The organism is Roseivirga sp. AWQ4_251, from assembly GCF_056158225.1.
Window position 1 is genome coordinate 2707993 of the sequence record NZ_JBSWSW010000001.1, and the last position, 24427, is coordinate 2732419.

General features: G+C 38.1%; 27 protein-coding genes. 20 read left to right on the forward strand and 7 right to left on the reverse strand.

The features are described from left to right. Positions 1–29 precede the first annotated feature (29 nt). The 14 genes from ACXACJ_RS11750 (at position 30) to ACXACJ_RS11815 (ending at position 11264) form a co-directional block, all read left to right on the forward strand. Positions 30–383, forward strand: coding sequence for a hypothetical protein (locus ACXACJ_RS11750; protein ID WP_475134560.1), 354 nt, complete (start codon positions 30–32; stop codon positions 381–383). A gap of 215 nt (positions 384–598) precedes the next feature. Next, positions 599–1084 carry a hypothetical protein gene (locus ACXACJ_RS11755; protein WP_475134561.1) on the forward strand — a complete coding sequence of 162 codons (486 nt, stop codon included), beginning with the start codon at positions 599–601 and terminating at the stop codon, positions 1082–1084. 138 nt (positions 1085–1222) lie between these two features. Next, a complete protein-coding gene (locus ACXACJ_RS11760) occupies positions 1223–1819 on the forward strand; it encodes a hypothetical protein (RefSeq protein WP_475134562.1) in 597 nt (198 codons plus the stop codon). Between the two features lie 111 nt (positions 1820–1930). Continuing rightward, a complete protein-coding gene (locus ACXACJ_RS11765; RefSeq protein WP_475134563.1) occupies positions 1931–2398 on the forward strand; it encodes a hypothetical protein in 468 nt (155 codons plus the stop codon). A gap of 150 nt (positions 2399–2548) precedes the next feature. Beyond that, on the forward strand, positions 2549–3121 hold the full coding sequence (locus tag ACXACJ_RS11770) for a hypothetical protein (RefSeq protein WP_475134564.1): 573 nt from the start codon (positions 2549–2551) through the stop codon (positions 3119–3121). Positions 3122–3272: 151 nt separating this feature from the next. Further along, complete coding sequence (locus tag ACXACJ_RS11775; RefSeq protein ID WP_475134565.1) at positions 3273–3989, forward strand: SIMPL domain-containing protein; 717 nt, start codon at positions 3273–3275, stop codon at positions 3987–3989. Positions 3990–4316: 327 nt separating this feature from the next. Beyond that, positions 4317–5390, forward strand: a complete 1074-nt coding sequence (locus tag ACXACJ_RS11780; protein ID WP_475134566.1) for a DUF4297 domain-containing protein — start codon at positions 4317–4319, stop codon at positions 5388–5390. Between the two features lie 51 nt (positions 5391–5441). Then, positions 5442–7142, forward strand: coding sequence for a hypothetical protein (locus tag ACXACJ_RS11785; protein ID WP_475134567.1), 1701 nt, complete (start codon positions 5442–5444; stop codon positions 7140–7142). Positions 7143–7298: 156 nt separating this feature from the next. Beyond that, complete coding sequence (locus tag ACXACJ_RS11790; protein WP_475134568.1) at positions 7299–7610, forward strand: hypothetical protein; 312 nt, start codon at positions 7299–7301, stop codon at positions 7608–7610. Further along, positions 7597–7983, forward strand: coding sequence for a hypothetical protein (locus tag ACXACJ_RS11795; protein WP_475134569.1), 387 nt, complete (start codon positions 7597–7599; stop codon positions 7981–7983). The genes ACXACJ_RS11790 and ACXACJ_RS11795 overlap by 14 nt, the downstream gene beginning before the upstream one ends. A 230-nt stretch (positions 7984–8213) precedes the next feature. Further along, positions 8214–8603, forward strand: coding sequence for a hypothetical protein (locus ACXACJ_RS11800; RefSeq protein WP_475134570.1), 390 nt, complete (start codon positions 8214–8216; stop codon positions 8601–8603). Positions 8604–8776: 173 nt separating this feature from the next. Further along, a complete protein-coding gene (locus ACXACJ_RS11805; RefSeq protein WP_475134571.1) occupies positions 8777–9571 on the forward strand; it encodes a DUF5984 family protein in 795 nt (264 codons plus the stop codon). A gap of 184 nt (positions 9572–9755) precedes the next feature. Beyond that, positions 9756–10265: a GNAT family N-acetyltransferase gene (locus ACXACJ_RS11810; RefSeq protein WP_475134572.1), complete on the forward strand. Its 510-nt coding sequence runs from the start codon at positions 9756–9758 to the stop codon at positions 10263–10265. Between the two features lie 93 nt (positions 10266–10358). After that, positions 10359–11264: an NAD(P)/FAD-dependent oxidoreductase gene (locus tag ACXACJ_RS11815; protein WP_475134573.1), complete on the forward strand. Its 906-nt coding sequence runs from the start codon at positions 10359–10361 to the stop codon at positions 11262–11264. On the opposite strand, the gene ACXACJ_RS11820 is transcribed toward ACXACJ_RS11815, so the two are convergent. Beyond that, entirely contained in the window at positions 11261–12553 is a 1293-nt protein-coding gene (locus ACXACJ_RS11820; RefSeq protein ID WP_475134574.1) for a hypothetical protein, read from the reverse strand. The genes ACXACJ_RS11815 and ACXACJ_RS11820 overlap by 4 nt on opposite strands. A gap of 113 nt (positions 12554–12666) precedes the next feature. On the opposite strand from ACXACJ_RS11820, the gene ACXACJ_RS11825 reads away from it, so the two are divergent. Next, positions 12667–13299 (forward strand): 3-keto-alpha-glucoside-1,2-lyase-like domain-containing protein, encoded by a 633-nt coding sequence (locus ACXACJ_RS11825; RefSeq protein WP_475134575.1) that lies wholly within the window; start codon positions 12667–12669, stop codon positions 13297–13299. Positions 13300–13433: 134 nt separating this feature from the next. Here ACXACJ_RS11825 and ACXACJ_RS11830 read toward each other — a convergent pair whose 3' ends face one another. Both ACXACJ_RS11830 and ACXACJ_RS11835 read right to left on the reverse strand, forming a co-directional pair. Continuing rightward, a complete protein-coding gene (locus ACXACJ_RS11830; RefSeq protein ID WP_475134576.1) occupies positions 13434–14309 on the reverse strand; it encodes an alpha/beta hydrolase family protein in 876 nt (291 codons plus the stop codon). Next, positions 14266–16317, reverse strand: coding sequence for a hypothetical protein (locus ACXACJ_RS11835; RefSeq protein ID WP_475134577.1), 2052 nt, complete (start codon positions 16315–16317; stop codon positions 14266–14268). Before ACXACJ_RS11835 ends, ACXACJ_RS11830 begins: the two co-directional genes overlap by 44 nt. A gap of 112 nt (positions 16318–16429) precedes the next feature. Between ACXACJ_RS11835 and ACXACJ_RS11840 the strand changes: the two genes are divergently transcribed. Both ACXACJ_RS11840 and ACXACJ_RS11845 read left to right on the forward strand, forming a co-directional pair. After that, on the forward strand, positions 16430–18856 hold the full coding sequence (locus ACXACJ_RS11840; RefSeq protein ID WP_475134578.1) for a zinc-dependent metalloprotease: 2427 nt from the start codon (positions 16430–16432) through the stop codon (positions 18854–18856). 112 nt (positions 18857–18968) lie between these two features. Then, positions 18969–19472 (forward strand): paraquat-inducible protein A, encoded by a 504-nt coding sequence (locus tag ACXACJ_RS11845; protein ID WP_475134579.1) that lies wholly within the window; start codon positions 18969–18971, stop codon positions 19470–19472. Positions 19473–19543: 71 nt separating this feature from the next. Here ACXACJ_RS11845 and ACXACJ_RS11850 read toward each other — a convergent pair whose 3' ends face one another. The 3 genes from ACXACJ_RS11850 to ACXACJ_RS11860 form a co-directional block, all read right to left on the reverse strand. Continuing rightward, a complete protein-coding gene (locus tag ACXACJ_RS11850) occupies positions 19544–20005 on the reverse strand; it encodes a MarR family winged helix-turn-helix transcriptional regulator (RefSeq protein ID WP_475134580.1) in 462 nt (153 codons plus the stop codon). Next, entirely contained in the window at positions 19995–20489 is a 495-nt protein-coding gene (locus ACXACJ_RS11855; RefSeq protein ID WP_475134581.1) for a glutathione peroxidase, read from the reverse strand. Before ACXACJ_RS11855 ends, ACXACJ_RS11850 begins: the two co-directional genes overlap by 11 nt. Positions 20490–20585: 96 nt before the next feature. After that, positions 20586–20921 (reverse strand): DoxX family protein, encoded by a 336-nt coding sequence (locus ACXACJ_RS11860; RefSeq protein ID WP_475134582.1) that lies wholly within the window; start codon positions 20919–20921, stop codon positions 20586–20588. Between the two features lie 155 nt (positions 20922–21076). Here ACXACJ_RS11860 and ACXACJ_RS11865 point away from each other — a divergent pair, with 155 nt between their 5' ends. Together ACXACJ_RS11865 and ACXACJ_RS11870 are read left to right on the forward strand one after the other, a co-directional pair. Further along, positions 21077–21301, forward strand: coding sequence for a hypothetical protein (locus ACXACJ_RS11865; RefSeq protein ID WP_475134584.1), 225 nt, complete (start codon positions 21077–21079; stop codon positions 21299–21301). 79 nt (positions 21302–21380) lie between these two features. Beyond that, positions 21381–21659 (forward strand): hypothetical protein, encoded by a 279-nt coding sequence (locus ACXACJ_RS11870; protein ID WP_475134585.1) that lies wholly within the window; start codon positions 21381–21383, stop codon positions 21657–21659. 19 nt (positions 21660–21678) lie between these two features. On the opposite strand, the gene ACXACJ_RS11875 is transcribed toward ACXACJ_RS11870, so the two are convergent. Beyond that, the gene (locus tag ACXACJ_RS11875; protein ID WP_475134586.1) at positions 21679–22107 is read right to left on the reverse strand and encodes a DUF1801 domain-containing protein; all 429 of its coding nucleotides are present in this window, start codon (positions 22105–22107) and stop codon (positions 21679–21681) included. 976 nt (positions 22108–23083) lie between these two features. On the opposite strand from ACXACJ_RS11875, the gene ACXACJ_RS11880 reads away from it, so the two are divergent. Continuing rightward, positions 23084–24424 carry a TolC family protein gene (locus ACXACJ_RS11880; RefSeq protein WP_475134588.1) on the forward strand — a complete coding sequence of 447 codons (1341 nt, stop codon included), beginning with the start codon at positions 23084–23086 and terminating at the stop codon, positions 24422–24424. The last annotated feature ends 3 nt before the right edge of the window (positions 24425–24427 follow it).

Here is a 24427-nt window from a genome sequence, read left to right on the forward strand (position 1 = left end):
ATAGCCAACGTTGGCAGTAATTTAAAGAAATGACAAAAAAAGTCCTCGTACCAATAGATATAAATAACCCACAGAAAAAGATTAACGACTTTCTCTATCCTGACCCTTCAGATCAGACAATTGTTCTTAAGGGAATCAAAAATGATAAAACTTGGGAGTACGGAATGGTAATCTTGACGAGTGAGATTAACGAAAATGACATCTTCAAGAAAATTGTTGATAGTGGAAAGAAAATCAAATCAGTGTCAGCTCTAATGAGGACTTTAAAAGAATACGTGGACCAAATGCCACAATATAAAATCGGGAATATTCTAAAGCTAAACACTGAGAACACTGCAATTGACTTTAAAATTGAATATCAACGACTGACAAGAAAAAAATAAAAAACTACTGCCAACAAAACCTATATGCAATGCAGTTGATGGTGGCACCGATACTTCTCTGCTTCCACCCCGCCAAAGCTACGCTTTGACGTTTATAAAAATGAAAATTAACTCAAACCACAGCTTTGGCTACCGACCGTGTTCCATTCAAAACTAGCTCCTTTGAATCACGCACTACGCATTGCCGGAGCGTTGTGGGTAACCTTTAAGAGAATATGGTCATCGGTGACAAATTAGAATTTGCAGTTGAATATTCCTTTGCGGACGACTATCCCAAAGACATGGGGTACGGAAGAATTTGGGTGAAGAACGAATTCATAGGGACATTCAAAGATCTGATCTATCTAAACGGATACTTAATTGGAACTTTGAACGAATTTAAAAGAGCAAACGAATTAAGAGAAGACCTAAGACATTTGACAAAGGACCAACTTTTTAATCTTTTATCCAACGGGCAGTACGAGTACTCGGACAAATACTTGGTTAGAGGATCAACGTTCACTGACGACTTTAACATTTGGACTTACAGACTTGAAAACTTGACTTTCATTCTTTGGAAAGTTTTAAGAACGGACTTTTTTGATGACTTGAAAAATTACAAACAAGATGTGTTCTTAAAGAGCATACCAACGGACACATTGATTGATGTAATTAGTCAACTTGAGATAGAATACAGAAACAAAGGAATAATCAAAGTGTAGTGAAAGACTACCCACAACAAAAGCTATAAGTCATGGCGGCACGGTTGATATTTAATTTTTATATTTCTGTGTGCCGCCACGACTTACAGCCAAACCGTTAGACATCAGAATAAAACTACAAACCCTTCCATTTCCATTATGAACCAGCTAGCCCCCTTTCTACTATCAATTCTACTACCTGGACTAGGTCAATTTGCAATTAAAGACTACTGGAAAGGTCTTTTGATTTTAATAGTTCTGTTTGGAACATGGCTGATATTTCCACTTGTACCTATATATTTCATTTATGTACTCTGTCAAATATGGTCTCTTGTAGAGGTATACCATAAGATGCAGAAAAAAGAAGGAAAGCAATCAACAATAAGGTCTTTGATTTTTAGCCTTGTGATTTCTATAGTCATTATTCCTGGCATCTTTTATCTCTTCTTTTTCACGGCTTGGAAAAGTGGAAACTTCATCACCGATGAATTTTTAAACGAAGACAGAACAAGGGAAGAAATGACAGAAATTGAAGAAGCATTGGAAAGATACTATCAGTACCACAACCATTACCCATTAAATTATTCTTCCTTCGTTGATTCAAAACCTATTTGGAGCTCGTGGAAAAATGACAGTTGGGGAAACAAGTATAAATATTCGTTTTTAGACTCTGCAAACTACAGGCTCTTATCAAGCGGTAAAGATGAAATCTTTGAAACAGGAGATGATATCTTCATAAGTTCGATTAATAAATAAATGTCCCTGTGCCTAACAACCTATACGCAAGCAGGGCGACAGTGAAAAACGAAAATATTGACCTTGTTGGCAGTGATACTTATGTCCTGCTCGACTGACAAAAAAGAAACTATGACAACAGGACCTGAAAAATTCACTTGGAACGTTCAACTCGCAGGTTACAATCACGACCAAGCTGACAAAAAAGGAGAAACTAACTATCAAAACTTCATTCAGGAATTTGACTCCTTCCCTTGGTTAGACCAGATAGAAGAAGCCAGTCAATATCCCGACAAAGTCTCACCGACACTTTCAATCAAAGACTTAAAAACGGAAAAGGACTTTTGGGTTTCAATGTCAGGCGACAGGACAAATCACGGTTACATAATTGGATATATCTACCCGAAAGAAAAAAGAGGATTTTTGGGATTAGGAAAACCAAAGCAAGTAAGATGGTTAGAAATGAGATTGACCGAAGAAACGGACACTGTCAGAGCATTAATCAAACTCTTCTTTGACAGAAATTACAACCAGTTTGAATTAAAATTTAGAAAATTAGAAGACTTCGGACAAATGCAAGCAGCAGATTTGACCGACTAAAAAGAAAAAAAAGCGCTACAACAACGCATATAGCTTATGGTGAGAAACGGCTACCAGCAAGGCTTTCGCTCTGTACTCAGCTTTGGTTTCGGGCGGACAGGAAAGTGCTTCGAAACCTCCACAAGCCAAATGCTAACTGTTGGCTACCATATGAAAACGAGACTGCGGAAAATATTGATAAGAATTCATTTGACTACTTTGACGGTAGCGATTTTGAATGCATTTGTCAAATCGGTGACAGCATATAGTCTCGAAGGAAACATAGAGTTTGGGGTTAAGATTTTGATGGTTAACAGCGGACTGATACTTTTCTTTTTCTATTTGAAACCATTTAAGAAGATAAACTTCTATTTCTCGATTTATGCAACAATTGCAGGCTTACTGCTAATTGGACTAATTTTTCGTGGAATATTTTGGACATTGGTTTTATCAGTTGTCCTATTTCCGTTGATTCCTGATGACAAGGAATTTGAAGAAAATGGAATTATAATCTCTACTCCGTTTCAAGGATTTATGGCACCTTGCTGCTCATACCAAATAAAGGAGCGACAATTAATAATATTTGAGAAAGATTATGGCCATTGGGACTTGGATGGAGAAGGTCCAATTGACTTTGAAACGGTGAAGATTAATTCTAACGACAGCGAAATAGAAATAACTTACTCGACCGACTTTGACAAAGGAGTGATCAAGAAAAAGAAAATTAAAAAACACGGGAGCTAACAACGCATATAGCTTATGGCGGGGAACGGCTACCAGCAAGGTTTTCGCTTCGTAGCCAACTTTGGTTTCGGCAGAGAAGAAAGTGCTTCGAAACCGCCACAAGCCATATGCAAACCGTTGAAAGCAATGCTGAAAAACCACAAAAAACGATATGAAAAAAATTATTTTTATAGTATTTACAATCTTGACTTTTAATTCATTCTCTCAGACCGGAGAGAAAAATTTCATCGACCTGAATTATATTGAAGTAACTGGAAAGGCTGAAATGGAGATTATTCCAAATGAAATTTATTTGAAAATTATCGTTAACGAAAAAGATTTAAAAGGAAAACAAGAACTCCAGGAGGTTGAGCAATCAATGATTAAAAAACTTTCTGAAATTGGGATTGATATTTCAAAACAGCTTTCAATTAGAGACATAGCAAGCAATTTTCAAAAATATTGGTTAAAAGGCCCTGAAATCAATTCAGTAAAAGAGTACCAGCTATTGGTAGAGAATGCAAAAATAGCCGGACAAGTAATTCGAGAACTTGAAACATTGGGACTATCAAATATCTCAATCGATAAAATTGAACATTCGGAGATTCAAAAATTCAGAACAGAAGTAAAAATAATGGCAATGAAAGCGGCCAAAGAAAAAGCTATTTCATTGACAAATGCAATTGACCAAAATATTGGAAAGGCAATTTATATTCAAGAAATAAATAATCAAGTTTATAATACTCTTCAAGGACGTGTTGCAGGATTATCAAATATTGTGGTGACGGGATATGGTTATTCTGACAAATCTAAAATGGAACAACCTGAAATTGAATTTGAAAAAATAAAACTGGAATACTCAATTTTAGCGCGATTTGAAATTGAATAAAAACACAGCTTACAACATGTGATATAAGGCATGGCTGGATTTGTGTGGATTCGACAAGTCGAATCTCGCCCCAACCTCAGTTTCGGTCGGACACTCAAACTCTCGTCTGACCGCTACTTCCTCATACCACCACCGTTGTATCAAAATAAGCATCCCCTACTCTCCAGTTCCCCAATAACCGCCAAATAGAAGGCAAGTTAATCACTCCAGAAATATGAGGAATTACAGAAAAAGTAATGCAATAAACATTTAAGAAGTAGGTTATTGCGGAGGTTTTTGGCAAATTCCGCATATAAACGTGTTGTGCAGCAAGGTAAAAACTAATAAATGGCGGATAACGAGAATAAAAATTCATTATTTGAATCTCAAAGAGAAAAGTCAGGAGCTAAAACTATTGACAAATATCTTTATCAATATCATTGGGCTTTGTACAAGGTAATTAGTGAACATGATCAAAAGAATGAATATGCTGTGTTTATTGAGCTTCATGAAGACGTAGTTTTAAGCGACTCGCTCACTGCCCATGACGCAAAATTTGAATTTAATCAGGTTAAAACGAATTCGGCAACCTTTACTAATTATCAATTGGTTGAGAATAAAAAGAATGGAAGGTCTGTATTGGGTAAGTTGATTGAAAGTGTCAATTCTAAGCCTTATGCTGATAAGGTAACTTCGCTAAATCTTGTTTGTACAAGTAACTTTAATCTTGAATTAAAAAAAGAAGATGTTAAACTAAAAATAATTCGGAAAGAAGATTTATCTGATAATCAGCTTAAAAAACTAGAAACCGCATTAAAAAGTGAGCTTTCAATTTCTGAATTACCTTCAACGCTGAAATTCATTGTACCAGATTTAGCCGAAAAGGATTACCAGAAAATTCTTGTAGGAGAAATTTCAAGCTTAATAAATCGACTTTATCCTGAATCCTATTTTAACGATGAGTCTATTTACAGACTTCTAATTGACGAACTAATTCGTAAAGGAAAAGTTACCTATGACTTCACAAAATGGGATGAACTTTTAAAAGACAAAGCTCTAACTTCAATTCAGGTTACCAAGGTCATTAATGATTTTACCAACCTTAAGGATGAAGCAAAAATTGAAATTGAATTTAATAATATTTGCTCTGAGATAGGTCTAAAATCACTTCAAACAAAGAAACTCAAACGCTCATTTGATAGGTATAAAAGACAAAGAATTAGCAATAGTAGTACGCTTCAAAAGGATACAACGATTTTTTTTGTTGACCAAATTGAGAATGCTATTAATGATGGTATTACAGACTTGACAGTTCTAATTGATATTATATACACTTCTGCACCAGCTAAAATTAAAAAACAATTTCAAACAAAAGACGAATTTTCAACTGCCTTAATTTGTGAATATATAATGATGAACTAATGGGAAAAGAAAATTTCAAAATACTCATAAGAAATTTAAGAACTAAGAAAAATGAAAAGCTTAAAATTCAAACAACTGCTAGTTCTGTCAAATTCAATAAAGTCAGCAAATCAGTTCGAGTTCAGCAAAAACCTGAATCTGATAACAGCAAATGATAATAGTGTTGGTAAATCAACTTTATTAAAATTGATATTTTGGGGTTTGGGTTGTGAGCCTGAACTAGATACAACTTGGACAAACCAAGATTGTAAAACTATAGTCGAATTTCAAATTGGTGATGATTCCTATCGTGTACAGAGATATAAAAATCAAATATACCTTAAGGAGAATGATAATGAAGTTCAAGAGTTTCAAAAAATAACAGGTGACTATTCTAAACGATTCGCTGAAATTGTTGACTTCAAAGCTTTATTACCTAATCAAAGTACATCCGTTGTTGAAACTCCGCCCCCTGCATTTTATTTCCTTCCTTTTTATATTGACCAAAAAAGAAGTTGGGCTAATGCCTGGAATAATTTTGACAATCTAGGTCAATACCAAAAATGGAAAAGCACAATAATTAAATTTCACGTAGGGTTATTGACTCCTGAACATTTTGAAATAGAATCAGAAAAATCAGATAAAAAAGTAACTCAAAAGACCGCTGAAACCGAAGTTGTAAAATTTGATACTGCCATTGAAGTTGTAGAATCATATATACCTCAAGCTATCCAAACGGTTATAAGTGTAAATACACTTGAGAAAATTACCGATAGCATCAAAGCTGACTTAAAATCACTTCAAGAAAGTCAAGAAAAGCTATTAAATAATATGGCAATCCTCAATTCCGAAAAAGCATATCTATATCAGCAACAAATATTAACTGAAAAATTAATCTCAGAACTTGACAAGGACTACAAGTATTCTGTTGAAAATATAGAAGATGAAGAAATAGAATGTCCTCTATGTGGAGTTGTTCACGACAACACTATTCTGAATCGAACATCCATTCTCACGGACAAGGCACAAGCTGAAAATCAATTGAGAGTTTTGCTTGCTGAAATCAACAAAATTGATTCTAAAATTGAAAAGAACGAGACAGAATTAAATGACGCAAGAAATCAGATTAATGAAATAAATGAGAAGTATATCATTGAAGATGATAATGTTCCTGCCATCAATTTCAATCAAATCATTGAGAGTATTGCAGGGAAATCAATAAAAGAAAGTGTCATTCAAACTAAATCTGTTAAACAAGCAGAAATCAAGCAAATTGATGATGACTTAAAAAAACTAAGTAAAGAACAAAAGGGTCTAATTAGTAAGGAAACAACTGAGACGATTAATGATTCATTTAAATCTATACTTACAAAGTACATTAAATCATTGGACGCAGAAGCTGTTAACCTTTCAGAAATAAACTCTCCATTAGATTACAACAAAATCATCAAAGAAGGTGGAGCAGCAGAAGGTGTTAGAGCAATTCTTGCATACTACTTAACTGTGTTTACGATGGTAGAGAAATACGGTAGTGAAGTAAAATCTGCGCTAATCATAGACACCCCAAATCAACAAGAACAATCGCATACCAACTATGACAAAATTGTTAACTTACTTACTAATGAAATTACAAGTGATTCTCAAATAATAATGAGTGCTATGGAGAATGAACATCTTAAGCCATTTGTTAAAAGAGCGAAGGTTATTGTACTTGACAAAAATAAACTACTACTGAAGGAAAAATATGATGAACTTAAAAATGAATTCATATAGAACAGAAACCCAGCTGCCAACATTGTGTATGAGCAATAGCGAGTTTAGTGTTATTTTGAAACATAAAACTATAAATCAAAGGTTAGTGCTATCTGATAGTTTAGTGGCTTGAAACCCACCACAAGTCATATGCAAACCGTTGTAGAGTATTAAGAAATGAAACCAGAAAATAGACAAGGGCTTTTTGAAGTGATTGACAGTTTTGCAATCCGAAGCCGAAAACAATTCTATTTAATCGGTAAGATTATAGAAGGGCAAATTGAAGAGAGTTGGTTTGTGAACATTCCATTTAATTCAAGTCTTTCAATGACGGTCAGGATAAATAGCATTGAAAAAGTAGAAATGGCTTCTGAAAAAGAACCATTTACATTATTAATTGTCGATTGTGATGATGATGGAATAGACTTGTATATGGCGTTAAAAGTTGGACTTGAGTATTTACCAGTAACAATTGATGGAGAAGACTGATATGGATCAGAGAGCATTTAAGACATTGATTGAATACTTGGAGAAAGTACCTTCCGTTCAGAAACCAATTTCATATGGTGACGAAGATGGGTTTTGGTGGGTGAAATTTTCACTTGACTTAGAAAATCAATTAGCTTGGAATGTCGTTCAGGAATTTGGACACGTGATGAACTACCTATCAATTGATGAGAGATTACCAACAGTGTTTTATCCCGTTTCTCCACCTCCCTACATGAATGGTGGGCCATATGATTACCTATCGTGGGTTATAGAAACAAAAGATAAAGAGTTTAAACCTGGTACACTTATGAAGTGGCTTGAAGATAGACTACCTCGTCCAGTGGAGGATTTAGAACAATGGAATGAAGAATAAAAAGACTCTACAACAATGTGCAAAAAGCATTTCACACTAAACGTTGTAGTAAAATAAGCATCCCCTACTCTCCAGCTCCGCAATAACCGCCAAATCGAGGGCAAGTTAACCACTCTAGAAATATCAGGAATCACAGAAAAAGTAATGCAATAAACATTTAAGAAGTAGGTTATTGCGGAAGTTTTCGTCAAATTCCGCATATAAACGTGTTGTATGCCATTAAAACTAAAATGAATAAGTCACTTAAAATAGCGGTTGAAAAAGAGAGCGAGGAAGGGTTGATTAAATGGCTAGATTTCAAAAACGGCAAAGACATTGATTCTAGTCAATATGACTTCATTGAAAAAGCTCTTTATGGAAAGTGGCATAGTCAACACGAAGATATAGTGAATACCATTTATCTAGAGAGTTTAAAGGATGACAGATTAGTAGAACCAATTCTCAATATCGCTTTGAATAAGGAAATTTTCAGACCATACGATAATGAATTAGAATCGACTTTAAGAAAATGTGTACACGCATTAAAAACAATTGACACTCAGAAAGCGAATATCGCTCTGAAAAGACTGATAGAACTTAATAATAACAATGTGAATTACGCATTGGAAATGTATAAATAAAAAAACGGCATACAACAACACCTATACGCAAACCCCTTCAGGACACTGCGCATAGCCAAACTGGTGGCCTGCATTCCCATTTCTTTATAGAAATTTGAAAAGCCACTCAGATAGCGTAGTTTAATTCACTTTTAGAAATTAAGAACAGAATAGTCGGCTGACCTCCTCAAACCATGATAAACTTCAAACTAAGGCATATTGATGAATGTCAACCTGCGGGATCGGAGGATGATTTGCAAATGAGTTGGTTTTGGCTTACGGATGGTGATTTGTGGATTGATCTTGAATCTTCAACTTTATACGAATATTCCCCTGAAGCGCTTAAACATTTCGGAAATCCTAAATCCCCCTATAACGACTATCCCATAGCTCGGTTTATTGAAGATTTCACTGCTTTATTCGGCCAAATCAATGAGTTTATTCCCGATAATATTTACGCCATTACTGAAGACCTAGAGGAATTTCTTTCGAAGGCTCAACAGTGGCTCGATCTCAAAGATACTGATGAGGAAAATGACTTCTACTTTGATGCCTATGACCCTTTGATTGCATGGACCTACCACAGAACGCTAAACTCTGGCCACTTGATTGGCGGCCCCCACCTTTCATTTTTCAGAAACGGTGACAAAATCAGGATCGTATGGAAAACAGAATTCAAACTCGACAACGGTATTGAATTATGGACAGCCAAGAATGGAAGCGTAGAAATGGCTTATGAAGAATTTATTTCCGTGGTTCGTGACTTTGGGAAGAAGTTCTTTAAAGCGATGAAAATGCAGGTTCACGCGGCCGTAGAAAAGGATTGGAAAAACATCAGCCTCGATAAACACAAGTTGGTTGAAGAACAGCAAGAAAGAGAATCCAACTTCTGGAAACAGTTTGCTTTGTTAGAAACCGAATCGCCAAACGAAACAGATTGGAAACAGATCTACGAACTCAACTTGCAAATGACCTCAACTTTATCCTAACACCATTGGATATCGGAAAAAATCGAGGAAGTCAACGCTTCTTTCTCAGTTAAGTCATCACCTAATTTAAGAGAGCAAAACCAAATAAAACCATCACTCATAGATTTTGGCTTTAGGCGCTAACCTTTACTATGTTTATTCATCATAAAGAGTCTATTTTTTAACATACATCAACCCGACCTCAATGAACTCCTTTAAACCCTTAACTTCCGAAAGACTTATCTTAAGGCACCCCGCCCCTACGGATTGGGAAATGATTTCTTTTCTAAGGTCTGACCCTGAAGTGAACAAATTCGTGAAAAGGCCAGCTGCCGAAACCCAGGAGAAAGCCATGGCCTTTATTAGCAACATCACCCACAATAATCTATTATACTGGGTTATCTGTTTAGAAAATGACAATAAAATGATCGGTAGCATTTGCCTATGGAACATTTCAAAAGACCAGAAAAAAGCAGAAGTTGGTTACGATCTAGCTCCTTCTTTTCATGGAAAAGGCATTATGAATGAGGCCTTAAAACTGATTCTTCAATTTGGATTCAACACCATGCATTTTGAAAAAATTGAAGCCTATACGCAGCATATGAATGCGAAGTCTATTGCCCTTTTAGAAAGAAATGGCTTTAACCACAATCCAAATCTGTCTGACCCAGATATACCAAACAATGTGATTTTCGAGCTTTACCGCTCGAAATAACCATCTTCGTTTTCAAAAGCTGAAATATGGGAACTTTATAAATGAAACATTGTTGCATTTATAATCTTTTTAGATGTCACAAAATTCAGCAACATGAACCAACCCGAAAAGTATGAAGTAATCATTATAGGCGGAAGCTACTCTGGCCTTTCAGCGGCCATGACTTTGGGCAGAGCCTTAAGAAAAGTCTTGGTTATTGACGCAGGCAAACCCTGTAATCGATCGACTCCACATTCACACAACCTGATAACGCACGATGGAGACACACCTGAAAGCATTAGTAAAAAAGCCAAAGAACAAGTGAAGCAATACGACACCGTCACCTTTTTGGGTGGTTTTGCCCTGGAAGGAAAAAAGTTAGAAGATGGCTTCCATATTAAATGTGACAACGGGCAGGAATTTATAAGCCAAAAGTTGATTTTCGCCAGTGGCTTGCGAGATATTATGCCTGCTATTTCTGGCTTTGAAGCATGTTGGGGCATTTCAGTAATTCACTGCCCTTATTGCCACGGTTACGAGGTTCGAAAAGAAAAAACCGGAGTTTTAGCAAACGGAGATGCAGGCTTTGAGTTAGCCAAACTCATCAGCAACTGGACGAATGAATTGACGCTATTCACCAATGGAAAGTCCACACTAAGCCCAGAACAGACTTCTAAGCTAACAACGAAGAATATTCAGATTGAGGAAGAAGAAATTGAAGCCTTTGAGCACACAAATGGCTATTTGAATCATGTAATATTGAAATCGGGCAAGCAGATTGCCTTAAAAGCTATTTATGCAAGACCTGATTACGAACAAAGCTCTAGCATTCCCGCAAGTTTGGGTTGTGAAATAGCCGAAAACGGTTTGCTGAAAGTGGATGGAATGCGAGAAACAACGGTGTCTGGCGTTTTTGCTTGTGGCGACAATTCCGCTATGCGATCACTTCCATCCTCCTTATATACAGGATCATTGGCGGGAGCTACGGTAAACCATGCTCTAATCAATGAAAGTTTCTAAGGAAGGTTTTTTGGGTTTTCCTGAAAATCTTCTTCAAAAACTGTGTGGCCAGCTCCATCTTTCAAATGGACATAATCGATGGAACCTGTTCCATCAAAAAGATAAATGAGCCCCATAATATCGCCAAAGTCCTCTTCGAAGGTTTCTTCATAAACCACTTCATCATTCAAGAGGATTTTGGCGTGTTTGTTTTTTACCTCTAGAGCCACATTTTGCCAATCGTAAGGATTAGAACCGAGGCCTGACATATCGTGACTTTCACCCGAACGATATATTTCGCCCAGCTTATATTCAATATTTCTTTCGCAGCCTTTTGCCTGCGTATTCACATAAAAAATATGCTTTTCGGTAACCACAATCACCTGCATCCATGGGCAAAGTGCTTCTTTAATATGGTCAACTTTCATGCGTGAGGTCAGGCTAAAATCATTGCTAGACACCCCAAAACGTTCTGAATAACCAATTCTTGAAAAGAAATTGCGGCTTGTATCTACATTTCTGCTCAGCAACAACGATTTCGACAAATGAAGTTGACCACCTGCTATGGCCAACTCGCCCTCAAAGTGAATTGGTTCTTCCTCATAACTGTAATAAACGTGAGGCTCCCATCCATTGCTCAAAATATGAACAGGCTGCATGGCTATCACCGAATCGTTGGCCAAAAGCCTTGCTCTATGAAAACCCGATTCAAAATAAATACTGCTAAAAACATGCTTTTTAGGGTCGATAGCCACCTTATGAAAATCATTCCAGGTTTGCTGAATAAAGAAAGAATCGGCCTCCACGTTAGAAACATCATAATTGAAAATTACGGTGTTAGGAATGCCTTTGGAAACGGTCTGTTTGGTAGCAAAAATAACAGGCCCATTTACTTTGAGTTCTGACAATCGTCTTTCACTTTTCTGCGAGTTGATCAACAAAACCACTGTGACCAAAAGTAAAACTAGAATAACGGCAATCGTCCTCTTTTCCATTTGGTTCAAAGACTTCTTAGAAGCCTTCAAAACTCCCTCCTTTGGCCTATTTTGCAGTTTAAACGACTGCCAATCTTTATAATCCAATAAGGCTGCCAGCGCATTTAGGGTTGCCAGTTGAGGACTCTGCTTAAAATTCCCTTTCCATAATCTTTTCAGGGTTGAAAGACTCAAACGGATGCCAGATTTCTCTTCTATAACTTCTGCCAATTGCTCAAGGTCTCTTTGTGTGTACCCATTGCCATTTCCAAAAGCATAGCGCTGTTCTATCTGCTTTTTACAGAGTTCGATAAAATCTTGCTCATCCCATGTCATTGTGCGCAATATTAAGCTTTGTGGCCCAAAAATCAGGTTTGACCGAACTTTGACCGTCCTTTGCGATCGTCTTTTCCGCTCCCCTACCGTAAAATTGAATCAAATTTAAAACTATGAAAGTCATTAACTTATTCTATCTGCTACTTATTACTTATTGGTCAATTCCTTCCTTCAACACGCAAGATGTTTCTACCGAAATGAGGGAAGAAAACTATACGGTACACAACCGCAAAGTAGATTTCAGCAATGGTGTGGCCCACCTCAATGCAAAAACCAATGACGGCATTTTATGGCTCAACCATTCCAATTTTAAAAATGGTTCTATTGAACTAGATATTAAAGGAAAAAATGCACCAGGAGAAAGTTTTGTAGGCTTAGCTTTTCATGGCCAAAACAACAAAACATTTGACGCTGTTTACTTTCGCCCTTTCAACTTCAAAAATTCTGAGAGAAAAGATCACTCCATTCAATACATTTCAATGCCCAAAAATGATTGGTCTACATTAAGAAATGCGTTTCCGGGAAAATATGAAAATGAAATTACCCCATTGCCTGAAGATGAGAATGATTGGTTTCATGTCCGTATAGAAATCTATTCGCCAAAGGTTGAAGTTTTCGTTAATCATGCTACAAGTCCCACTTTAAGCATAGAAAAAATCAGCAAAAACCATGAAGGTCAGCTTGGTCTTTGGGTGGGAAATGGTTCTGAAGGTTGGTTCAAAAACTTAAAAATCAAGGGTAACTAAATACTTAAATTACCTCATGAAGTTTGTCTGGAATGAAATGAATCGCCTTTTGAATTCTTGACTCAACTAGAATCAGCAAAAAAATAGCTCACATTTCTGCGAGCTATTTTTTATTTTCTTGTGGAGAAGATTCTCTACTTATTGCCTTTTTCTTTCATTAAGCTGGCTCCTTCTTCTACTTTATTGTTTTCTTCATCAACCAACTCATAGCGCAAGGTTCTTCCTTTAAGAGTAGCAGGTAAGCCTTGAGCCATCCAAACTGGCATTGGAGCCCCTTTCAAATAGTGGTCGAAGAACTGTCCCATTCTTATCGATAGGTCTTTTCTGTTTTTGCGCTTTGTCAAATTGTGATCTTCATCGTTATAAACCACCATCCATGCTGGTTTCTGGAGTCGTCTTAACGCCATATAAAACTCAATACCCTGATACCAAGGCACTGCACCATCATGGTCATTATGCATAATAAACATAGGCGTAGTGATTTCGTCAGCTCTGAAAATCGGAGAATTGTCTACATAACGAGTTGGCGTTTCCCATAAGGTTCCGCCCAAACGGCTTTGGGTTTTTTCGTATTGGAACATACGGCTCATTCCGCTTCCCCAACGAACGCCACCATAAGCTGAAGTCATATTAACTACGGGAGCACCTGCACCAGCAGCAGCATAAAGATCAGTTTTGGTAACCAAATAGGCTACTTGGTATCCACCCCAGCTTTGCCCTTGAATTGCCATTTTAGATTTATCAACAAATCCCATGTTCACTACAGCGTTTGTAGCTGGAATTACGTGATCGTAAGCGCTTTGCCCTGGGTAACCTAACTGATATTTAATATCTGGCACCAAAACCAAATAATCATTACTTACGAAATAGGGAATGTTTACCGTACTAGCACTTGGCGCAGGGCTTGGATGACTATGTAAGCTTTCTGATCTTCTTTCATAGAAGTAAACGATCATCGGGTATTTCTTATTCGGATCGAAGTTTTCGGGCTTGTAAAGAATAGCCTGCATGGTTTCTCCGTTCTTGCAAAGAATTGAATTCAATCAATTCAGCGCTACCCCAGTTATAAGGGTCTTCTTGAGCATCAACATCAGTCAACTTCTTAAGGCCATCCATTTTGTAACTATTAGCCGCGTAAACTTCTGGATACTCCTGGTAAGTAGATTTTCTAACCAAAACTCTATCAGAATTCTTGGCCTTCATCAAACCGCTGAAACTCACATCTTCCATTACAACTTTATTAGGCGTAGTTGCTTTTCCGAAGTTTGAAGTGTAATAACCACTTTGTTTGGTCCATTCATGGAAAGCAGAAAGCAAAACTTCGCCTTTTGTAGGCACGGTTCTTTCCTCTCTGTCCAATCGGGTATAGCGAAGATTGAGGTTATTCTTTCTTCCAAAACCATTGGTGATATTTACTGGAGCCGTTTTGCCTTTTGGATCAATTTTCCAGATGTCATATCTATCGTAAACAAAGAAAGCGGCATCTTTTTCACTCCAACCCGCTGTTCCGTAAGAACCAGGAAGCGAAGGAGAATCATGCAATTCATTTGCGAAACTTACACCGATACCTTCAGTAAGGTTTTTGGTGGTTTCTGTAGCCAAATCCATCAAAATCCAATCTTCTTCTTCAGCATCGAACCATACGGCATAATTTCCTGCAGGCGAAACAGAAGCATAACCGATATTACCAATCATCAACGGCTTTGCTTCCCCTGTATTCACATTTACTTTGTAGAAATCTCTTGGTGTTTGTGTGTCCCAAGTATACTGAACACGATATGGTTTGTCATTCATGGCGATTACGAAATCGCGGTCGTTCTCCATATCAAGGTAAATGCTCTCTAAATCTGGTCCAGCCAACTGTGTCATTTTCATCGACTTCAAATCAAGCATTACATCGAAAGTCTGATTTTTATCTCTGTTAGCTCTCAATTGTTGCATGGGTTGAATGTATGGGTCGTTATATGACCAAATATCCACCTCAGGCTTTTCGCTATCGAGCAAAGTAGTATCCTGCTCATATTCGTATTTCATTGGGCGAGGAGCCGTTCCGAAGTACAATCTTTTTCCGCTATCAGAGAATCGTGGATTGCTATTATCGCTTACCATCCAGCCTTCAGGAAGTCCAGCGGTTATGGTATCGGCCACGATTTTCGCAATCTTGTCTCCTGCTTTCCAGTACATCAAACTGAAATATTTGTCGTCATCTTTTTTACCTGAATCAGTAGCAAAGAACACAACTTGCTCACCAGTTTCGTCAGCAGTCATTTTCTTGTAATCTTCTAATCCTTCACTTAAGGTAATTTGATCTCCGTTTTTGGTATTGAAAGCATAAACACCCGCTGGGTTCAAAGAATCAGCTTCATCTTGCTCATAAAAAAGGTAGTTTCCTTTGGGAGAAAGCTCATAATCTACCACTCCTTCAAAAGTATGTTCCTTGCCAGAAACCATATTATAAAGCACTAATTCTGTGCCTTTCGACTTAGATTTTGGCTTAGCTTCCTTCTTCTCTTCGTCTTTCTTTTCTTCATCCTTTTTAGCTTTTATCGGCATCGGTTTTTCAAGCAACCATGCCACCCATTCTTCTGAATCGTTTGGAGCCTGATGATTTTTAACACGAGCTACCTTTTTAATGTCGCCCGATTTCAGGTTTAAAATGAAGAGAGAATCTTTAGGCATTTCATCGGCTTTGGTTTTCTTCAACTTCAAAGCCCTTTCTTCTTCATATTGAGGATTAACGGTAGCCACTACAAAGTCGCTTTTCGAAGAAAATGAATATCTACCTACACGTTCGATTCTATAGGTTTTATTCGAAGTAATGTTTTTAACTTCTAGAACGCCATCGCCTACTTGAGGATTGATTTCGTAAGCTGCCCAATTCCCATCGTTGCTGATGTTAACGGACTGGATACCTTTCCAATCATCATAAACATCGTGGGTCAATGGTTTCTTCTGAGCCTTTGCCTGAAACAGCATTAGCATCAAAAAAACGGAAAAAAGACTGATTTTTAGTTTCATACAGTTTGTGTTTACGTTGGTAGATAATCCATAAAAATATAAAAGTTAGGAGCGGTTAGTAAAGACTTCTTATATTGACGGATACACTCATACTTAAACTCAATTCACCATCATGCTTAAAAAGACTATTCTCTTTGCCTTTTTTGCTATGGTTTGTGTGCAATTGTCGGCTCAAAAAAGCATTGCTGACGTCACCAAAAACATGACCAAAAAGGAAGGCTACTTCAACTATTATTGGGATGAATCTACGGGAAAGGTTTGGCTCGAAATCGATAAGTTCGACCAAGAATTTCTTTATGTAAACTCTCTGCCAGCCGGTGTAGGCTCTAACGATATTGGCCTTGACCGCGGCCAATTGGGAGGCACTCAAATTGTAGAATTCAGACGCGTTGGCCCAAAAGTGCTTATGGTCCAGCCCAACTACAGATATAGAGCGGTTTCTGACAATCAAGAAGAAGTAGAATCTGTAAAACAAGCCTTTGCAGAATCTGTATTGGAAGGCTTTAAGGTTGAAGCTGAAGAAGATGGAAAAGTATTGGTAGACCTAACACCACTCTTACTTTCCGATGCACACGGAGTTGTAAATACCTTGAGTTGTTCGCGCCAAGGCAATTTCAGATTGGATGCCAGCCGTTCTGCCATTTACACGCCTATGTTGAAGAACTTCCCTAAAAACTCTGAGTTTGAAGCCACCATTACATTTACAGGAAATGCATCCGGAGGTTTTATAAGAAGCGTAACACCAAGTTCTAGCGCTGTTACTGTAAGAATGCACCATTCATTTATTGAATTGCCAGACGGCAATTACAAACCTAGAAAATTTGACCCTAGAGCTGGCTATTTCGGCAATACTTACCTCGATTATGCTACGCCTATTCAAGAAGACATCAACAAAAGATTCATTTCAAGACATAGGTTAGAAAAGAAAAATCCTAAGGCAAAAGTAAGCGAACCCGTAGAACCGATCATTTATTATGTAGATCGCGGAGCACCAGAACCTGTAAAGTCTGCCCTGATTGAAGGCGCTAGCTGGTGGAATCAGGCGTATGAAGCCGCTGGATATAAAAATGCATTTATCGTTAAAGAAATGCCTGCTGATGCCGATCCTATGGATGTTAGATATAACTTAATTCAGTGGGTACACCGTTCAACACGTGGTTGGTCTTACGGCTCTTCTGTGACCGATCCGCGTACCGGTGAAATCATCAAAGGCCATGTAAGTCTCGGTTCTTTGCGTGTTCGTCAAGACTTCTTGATTGCACAAGGTTTGTTAACACCTTACGAGAACGGAACTACTCCTGATCCTCGCTTAATGAAAATGGCAATTGCCCGATTAAGACAACTTTCTGCTCACGAAGTAGGTCACACATTGGGTTTGGCTCACAGCTATGCATCTAGTGCCGATGGTAGAGCTTCTGTAATGGATTACCCTCACCCTCAAATAGATATCAAAAATGGGCAAATCGACCTTTCAGATGCTTATGATGTTGGCATTGGCGAGTGGGATAAAGCAGCCATTACTTACGGTTATCAGGATTTCCCTAGCGGAACGGATGAAGATAAAGCCTTAGATGCTATTATCGAAAAGCACTTGAGTGACAATCTGCACTTCATTACCGATTCAGATGCAAGAGCAGCAGGTGGTGCCCATCCATTCGCGCACCTTTGGGATAGCGGCAAAAATGCGGTAGAAGAACTGAATAGACTGATGACTGTTCGTTCTATGGTTCTGAAAAATTTCAGCGAAAAGAATATTCCTATGGGAGCCCCAATGACAACTTTGGAAGAAGTATTGGTACCTATGTACATGCTGCACAGATACCAATTGGAAGCCGCAACAAAAGTGGTGGGCGGAGCTTACTACAATTACAAATTGCGTGGCGATTCTCAGCCTTTACAGAAAACCGTTCCGGCTGAGGAGCAAAAAGCTGCGCTTCAAGCTTTATTGAATGTGGTTAAGCCTGAAAATCTTGAAATCCCTGAGCACATCTTAAAGTTAATTCCACCCAGAACGCCTGGTTATGGCCGCTCTCGAGAAACTTTCAAAGTAAGAACAGGTGTGCTTTTCGATGCTGTTTCCCCAGCAGAATCAGTAGCAGGAGTTACCATGGATTTCCTTTTCAATCCTCAACGTGCTACTCGTTTAGTTCAACAAAAGGCCATGGATAGCCAACAATTAGGATTGAAAGATATGATCGATCAAATTGCTGCTCAAGCCTTTGGCACGCAATACTCAGATTATAGAGATCAATTGCAAAATGTGGTAGGCGACAGATTTGCCAGCCAATTGATGGAGTTGAGTATGAGTTCTCAAGCTTCGGCATCTACCCAAGCTGTTGCAATGCATGCTTTAAGAGATTTACAAGCTCAATTATCAAAATCGAACAATGCTTTTCAAGTGGAGTTAGGATATAAAATCGAAAGATTCTTAGACGATCCACAAGAAGTTAAACCCGAAAGTGCATTAACTCCTCCTGATGGATCGCCAATTGGTTCTGATGCACAGTTGTCTTGTTCTTTTCAAGATTTTAATTATTAAAAAACAATACACCTCATAGAAGAAATGAAAAAGAGCCTTTAGATGAGGGCTCTTTTTCATTTATGTATACATTTATAAAGTCAGTTCGTCTAAGTCATATTAGCACATCATTATGAACAAAAGGAATATTCTCGCATTTATACTCATTCTTGTTTCACTTGCCTGCCTTTATCCTGGCTTAACCAAACCCATTATTTTGATTCACATTGGGGCTAAAATGCCGATGATGGGCGAATTTTCCCTTTTCGATAGAACCCAAAGCGTGATTGAAAGTATTCAGTCGCTATTCGAAACTAATAATGACTTGGTTGCTTGGCTGATTCTAATCTTCTCAGTGATGGTGCCGATTTTAAAAGCCGTAATCCTCATGATTGTACTGGCTTTCAAAAACCTATCGATACGCGGTTCACTTTATAAATTCGTTGGCCTGATTGGAAAATGGTCCATGGCCGATGTATTTGTGGTAGGTGTGCTTCTGGCATTTTTAGCGACTGGAGAAAACGAGAGCATTCGTGCCGAACTGTTCGAAGGGTTCTACTATTTCGCTTCTTACTGTGTTATTTCCATCATTAGCATTCAAGTAATGGACATTAAAACTAAACCCGTAATTCAGTAGAATTACGGGGTGTTCTGATTGGTTTGGAAAAAATTAAGTTTTCTAACCGAGATAAAAGGATAGGAAGTCCCCTATCCTTCTACGGTCTGTTTTTGATCTAGCGCACTTAGGATTTTCATAAGTGTAGATTTAAAACTCATTACTTCTTCTAAAGTCAAATCTCCTCCACTGAAACCCTCAACAATTTTCTCAGGAATACAGACTGCTTTCTCTTTCAGTTTTACACCTTCTTCTGTAAGTGAAACCATGACGCTTCGTTCATCAGTTTGTGACCTTTGTCGTTTCACTAGCTGTTTTTGTTCCATTCGCTTAAGAAGCGGTGTCAGTGTATTCGACTCCAAATACAAAGCCCTGCTGATTTCGCTCACCGTCAATTGGTCGTTCTTCCAAAGCACAAGCAAAACCAAATACTGAGGATAGGTGATATCCAAATCCTTAAGTAGAGGCCCATATAATTGTGTCGTCAATCGGCTAGTGGCATACAAGGGAAAACAAAGCTGATTCTCCAAAAAAAGGCTTTCATCAGGCGTCATGCTTCAGCAGTTTTTTGATCGTAGGTTCAATATCTTCAGGCTTAGTGGTAGGCGCAAATCGCTTCACTGGTTTTCCATCTTGATCAATTAGAAATTTGGTAAAATTCCACTTGATTCGGCTACCCAAAATTCCACTCAGCTTCGATTTCAGATATTTAAAGACAGGATGCGTGTCTTTTCCATTCACATTAACTTTAGAGAACATCGGAAAACTGACGCCATAATTCACCTGACAGAATTCTTGAATATCTTCAGAATTACCGGGTTCCTGACCTGCAAATTGATTACATGGAAAGCCCAATATTTCAAGCCCATCATTCTTATACTTCTTGTAAAGGGCCTCTAATCCCTCATATTGAGGAGTAAGCCCACATTTGCTGGCTGTATTCACCACCATTACCAGCTTACCTTTATACTGGTTCATACCCACCGATTTACCTTGCAAATTGGCAGCTTCTAAAGTGTAAAATGTTTGATCTGACATTATTTTATCTATTTCTGTATCTTAAAATCAAGTGTTTCAAAGCGCCAGTAGACCATAAAGCCCAAAGAATAAGCACGGGCTGAAAAAACAGACGAATCAATCTTTTTCGGTCAGTATCGAGGCCAAATCATCAGTTCCATTTAAGTATTGAGCGATGTTTCCTGGAAAAATCAGAACATAAAAAACGGCCAAAGCAATACCCACATTAACTCTTTGCCTTTTCCAAAATACCATACTGATGCCTAAGGCAAATTCCACCACTCCTGAAAGTATAACTACCAAATCCTTTCCCAAAGGAACCCAATCAGGCACTTGTGCTTGAAATTCGCCACGTTGAAAAGTAAGATGACCTATAGCGGCCATCACCATAAAACTTCCCAAAACAATTCTGAAAACCTTTTGGGCTATGTTAGTTGAAATGCTCTGATTCATATTTTATACTTTGCGATTAAATCGTTTACGATATATATTTAACATTTGAACACTGAGAATTCAAAATGGTTCAACAAAAGAGATTCAAAGAATGAATAAATCTCAATCTCTCTAGTCAATCTAAGGCCGGCAATCAAAAGCTCGACTACATAAACTTGAATAGAAATTCCAATGTTACTATCCCTCCTATCACATCAATAAATGTTCCTTTAGAAAAGGGTATGTCTTCAGCTCACAACCACAGAATGGCTCTGGTAATAGATCTAGACTGTGGTTTTGGAAGAGATTTTTATGGAACGTCAGTCGCTGGAGAAGTGATTTTTAAGTTCAATGTCTATGGTTCAAAGTTGAAAGTTAAGTATTCTCCACTGTTGGGATAGAGGCAGGAAGAAGTAACGGTTGACTCACTAGCATTTCAGTAGATTCTTCAGTACATTCCTGACTATACATCATGCAATTATGAAAAGTACTTTCAATCTTTTTTTGTTAAGTGGGACACTTGTAACTCTTACATTCTTAGTAGCTACATTCTGGACAGCTATGGGGCTTGGCGACAATAAATCCCCACTGGCCTTAACTCTTACTTTGGCTTTTGGAATTAGTATTGCAGGATTAATTGTCGGTATGCCTGAATTGAAAAGAACTAAAAAGCCTAAAACAATAATAGGTTTAATAGGTCATGCAGTAGTGCTAACTTTCTTTCTAGCTATAGTGTCATATGCAGCATTTACTATGTAGGTATAAAACTGTAACTAGTTCACATCCCCAACCCCTCTAAATTCTTCACTTTATGATAGGTCAAAGCTGCTTTAATGCATAGTTTTAATTCGGCCTCCGGAACCCGATCATCCATTTTAAAGACAATTGCGCGGGTGTTTTCGTATTCAAATAAGTCACCGAACTTTTCTTTGAAAGAAGGCACTAACTTGCTGGTACATTTAAAATACATGGCATATTGACCGGGAGCTTTGGCCTTCCAGTCAATGCGCAATGTGCTGCCAATTTTAGTGATGTAGCTCGGTTCTCCCCATTTCAGGGTTTCTTCCAGTTGTTGAACGCTCTCCGTTTCTTTCGCTACCTCTATAATCAGTTGCTGAAGAGCCTCGATCTTCGGTTTTACCTCTTCGGGATAGTTATCAAAAACCGCCTCTACTGCAGGGTCTGAATGGATGATTAATTGACTCATATATGTTGCTTCGGAATTGATGACTTCATTTCAATTTGCTCAAAAAACAGCTTCCATCCTAGCCCACTTCTTCATAAAAACCCTTTGGAAAGTTCAGCAACAAAACACAATCCCTTCCACCTAAACTTTCCAAAAGCTTGATTTCAAAACAGCTTCCTTTTTACATCTTACATTTCGGGCAAAAAAGAACCTTACCAAAACACCCGAATTCACAACTCTAAAAACTCTTCTTTAAATCTCTAACACCTTTTGGAAAGTTCAACATCAAATTACAACCTCCATCCACCCAAACTTTCCAAAAGTTTGATTTCAAAACGGTTTCTCTTTTACCACTTATATTTAAGGAGTAAAAAGAACCTCACCAAAAAACCCGAATTCACAACTATGAAAATCTTCTCTGAGAATCTCCAAGACCTTTTGGAAAGTTCAGCAACAAAACACAATCCTCATCCACCTAAACTTTCCAAAAGCTTGATTTCAAAACGGTTTCTCTTTTACCACTTATATTTAAGGAGTAAAAAGAACCTCACCAAAAAACCCGAATTCACAACTATGAAAATCTTCTCTGAGAATCGCCAAGACCTTTTGGAAAGTTCAACAACAAAATACACTCCCTTACACCTAAACTTTCCAAAAGTTTGGTTTCAAAACAGCTTCCTTTTTACACCTTGCATTTCGGGGCAACAAGCAAAAGTTGCTATAAAGCACTCGAATTCACATCTCTGAGCATTCTTCTCTAAATCTCTAACACCTTTTGGAAAGTTCAACACCAAAACACCCCCACATCCACCTAAACTTTCCAAAAGCTTGATCACTAAAATGATTTACTTCCGATCGCTTTAATAGTTTCTGAAACCTCAATAATTCGTTTGCGTAAAAACTTGGAAACTATTTTGGTTTTTTAGTTTCCATTCAATTCTTTTGTATGGAAATTCCAGAATAGAGGAAGAAAGATTTAAAACAACAGCAACAAAGAATGAAAAAACTGATATTGATTTTTCTGATTGGAAGCAGTCCACTACTGGCACAAGAAGCTCAGCAGCTGACTCTTGCAGACGCCATCAATTATGCACTAGAGCATAAGGCTGATGCAGAAAAAGCTCGCCTCGATATGCAAAAAGGTGAGTTGGAAATTGCCGAAACTAAGGCAAGTGCGCTTCCGAGCCTGTCCATAAGTGGAAACACCAATTACAATCCGCTTTTGCAGGAAAACGTATTACCGGGCGAAATTTTTGGTCAACCCGGAACGAATGTAAAGGTGGCTTTCGGCCAGAAATGGACTTCCACTTTTACTGCTCAGGTGAGCCAAACCATTTTTAATCAGGCCGTTTTCACAGGCTTAAAAGCCGCAAGGTCAACTCGTGAATTCTATCTGATCAATGCCCAACTCACAGAAGAGCAGGTCATCGAAAAAGTGGCTACCGCTTATTATCAGGTATATCAGGCACAACAAAGCCTTGAGAATCTTGAGAGCAACCTAACGCTTACTGAGCAGACCGTTGGAATCATCAAAGGGCTTTATGAGTTGGGTCTGGCTAAGAAGATCGATTACGACAGAAGTCAGGTGGCGCTGAACAATGCCAAATCGAACAGGCAGCAAGTCTTGAATGCAGTTCATCAAACGCAAAACGCACTGAAGTTCATGATCGGTATGCCAATCGATCAGCCGATTTCTCTGCCTCAGGAGACTTTCGAACCCTCTGCTTTATTTTCTAAAAACGCTGACTTTTTATCTCAACGCACTGAAGTGAAGTTGATGAACAAACAGCTAGAACTTTTAGAGTGGCAAAAGAAGGCTACTCAAGCAGAGTTTTATCCAACCGCTTCACTTTCTGCCAGCTATGGCTGGTTAGGTCAGGGTCAGAAAATGCCTTGGTGGAATGGCGAGAGCAATGGAGTGTATTGGTCAGATCTTTCTTCTATCGGTTTGAATATCCGAATTCCAATTTTCAATGGTTTTGCCACTAAATCCAGAGTCGGCAAGGCGCAGATTGACATTGCCAAAGCTGAAGCAGATTTAAGAGATACCAAACTCGGTTTGCAGTTGGCTTACAACAATGCGCAAGCCCAATTGGAAAACAGCTTGATTACCATTGAAAATCAGGAAACGAATGTGGGACTGGCCCAGTCGGTTCTGTCTGATACTCAAAATAACTATAGCCTCGGACTGGCAACGCTCAACGATTTGCTCGATGCAGAAAGGGACCTTTCCGATGCCAAAGACAATCTCACCAATGCCAAACTGGATTATAAACTAGCAGAAATAGAACTACTGAAATCTGAGGGCTCTCTTAGAACTCTGTATGAAAACAAATAAGAC

Excerpts from the sequence above, each read along its gene's own strand:
- ACXACJ_RS11845 (WP_475134579.1), top strand. The coding sequence starts at position 18,969 with ATGAACAAAAGGAATATTCTCGCATTTATACTCATTCTTGTTTCACTT.
- ACXACJ_RS11775 (WP_475134565.1), top strand. The coding sequence starts at position 3,273 with ATGAAAAAAATTATTTTTATAGTATTTACAATCTTGACTTTTAATTCA.
- ACXACJ_RS11795 (WP_475134569.1), top strand. The coding sequence starts at position 7,597 with ATGGAGAAGACTGATATGGATCAGAGAGCATTTAAGACATTGATTGAA.
- ACXACJ_RS11785 (WP_475134567.1), top strand. The coding sequence starts at position 5,442 with ATGAAAAGCTTAAAATTCAAACAACTGCTAGTTCTGTCAAATTCAATA.
- ACXACJ_RS11835 (WP_475134577.1), bottom strand. The coding sequence starts at position 16,317 with ATGAAACTAAAAATCAGTCTTTTTTCCGTTTTTTTGATGCTAATGCTG.
- ACXACJ_RS11755 (WP_475134561.1), top strand. The coding sequence starts at position 599 with ATGGTCATCGGTGACAAATTAGAATTTGCAGTTGAATATTCCTTTGCG.
- ACXACJ_RS11870 (WP_475134585.1), top strand. The coding sequence starts at position 21,381 with ATGAAAAGTACTTTCAATCTTTTTTTGTTAAGTGGGACACTTGTAACT.
- ACXACJ_RS11810 (WP_475134572.1), top strand. The coding sequence starts at position 9,756 with ATGAACTCCTTTAAACCCTTAACTTCCGAAAGACTTATCTTAAGGCAC.
- ACXACJ_RS11815 (WP_475134573.1), top strand. The coding sequence starts at position 10,359 with ATGAACCAACCCGAAAAGTATGAAGTAATCATTATAGGCGGAAGCTAC.
- ACXACJ_RS11760 (WP_475134562.1), top strand. The coding sequence starts at position 1,223 with ATGAACCAGCTAGCCCCCTTTCTACTATCAATTCTACTACCTGGACTA.
- ACXACJ_RS11820 (WP_475134574.1), bottom strand. The coding sequence starts at position 12,553 with ATGACATGGGATGAGCAAGATTTTATCGAACTCTGTAAAAAGCAGATA.
- ACXACJ_RS11780 (WP_475134566.1), top strand. The coding sequence starts at position 4,317 with ATGGCGGATAACGAGAATAAAAATTCATTATTTGAATCTCAAAGAGAA.
- ACXACJ_RS11850 (WP_475134580.1), bottom strand. The coding sequence starts at position 20,005 with ATGACGCCTGATGAAAGCCTTTTTTTGGAGAATCAGCTTTGTTTTCCC.
- ACXACJ_RS11840 (WP_475134578.1), top strand. The coding sequence starts at position 16,430 with ATGCTTAAAAAGACTATTCTCTTTGCCTTTTTTGCTATGGTTTGTGTG.
- ACXACJ_RS11800 (WP_475134570.1), top strand. The coding sequence starts at position 8,214 with ATGAATAAGTCACTTAAAATAGCGGTTGAAAAAGAGAGCGAGGAAGGG.
- ACXACJ_RS11805 (WP_475134571.1), top strand. The coding sequence starts at position 8,777 with ATGATAAACTTCAAACTAAGGCATATTGATGAATGTCAACCTGCGGGA.
- ACXACJ_RS11790 (WP_475134568.1), top strand. The coding sequence starts at position 7,299 with ATGAAACCAGAAAATAGACAAGGGCTTTTTGAAGTGATTGACAGTTTT.
- ACXACJ_RS11770 (WP_475134564.1), top strand. The coding sequence starts at position 2,549 with ATGAAAACGAGACTGCGGAAAATATTGATAAGAATTCATTTGACTACT.
- ACXACJ_RS11880 (WP_475134588.1), top strand. The coding sequence starts at position 23,084 with ATGAAAAAACTGATATTGATTTTTCTGATTGGAAGCAGTCCACTACTG.
- ACXACJ_RS11860 (WP_475134582.1), bottom strand. The coding sequence starts at position 20,921 with ATGAATCAGAGCATTTCAACTAACATAGCCCAAAAGGTTTTCAGAATT.
- ACXACJ_RS11825 (WP_475134575.1), top strand. The coding sequence starts at position 12,667 with ATGAAAGTCATTAACTTATTCTATCTGCTACTTATTACTTATTGGTCA.
- ACXACJ_RS11750 (WP_475134560.1), top strand. The coding sequence starts at position 30 with ATGACAAAAAAAGTCCTCGTACCAATAGATATAAATAACCCACAGAAA.
- ACXACJ_RS11765 (WP_475134563.1), top strand. The coding sequence starts at position 1,931 with ATGACAACAGGACCTGAAAAATTCACTTGGAACGTTCAACTCGCAGGT.
- ACXACJ_RS11855 (WP_475134581.1), bottom strand. The coding sequence starts at position 20,489 with ATGTCAGATCAAACATTTTACACTTTAGAAGCTGCCAATTTGCAAGGT.
- ACXACJ_RS11830 (WP_475134576.1), bottom strand. The coding sequence starts at position 14,309 with ATGCAGGCTATTCTTTACAAGCCCGAAAACTTCGATCCGAATAAGAAA.
- ACXACJ_RS11875 (WP_475134586.1), bottom strand. The coding sequence starts at position 22,107 with ATGAGTCAATTAATCATCCATTCAGACCCTGCAGTAGAGGCGGTTTTT.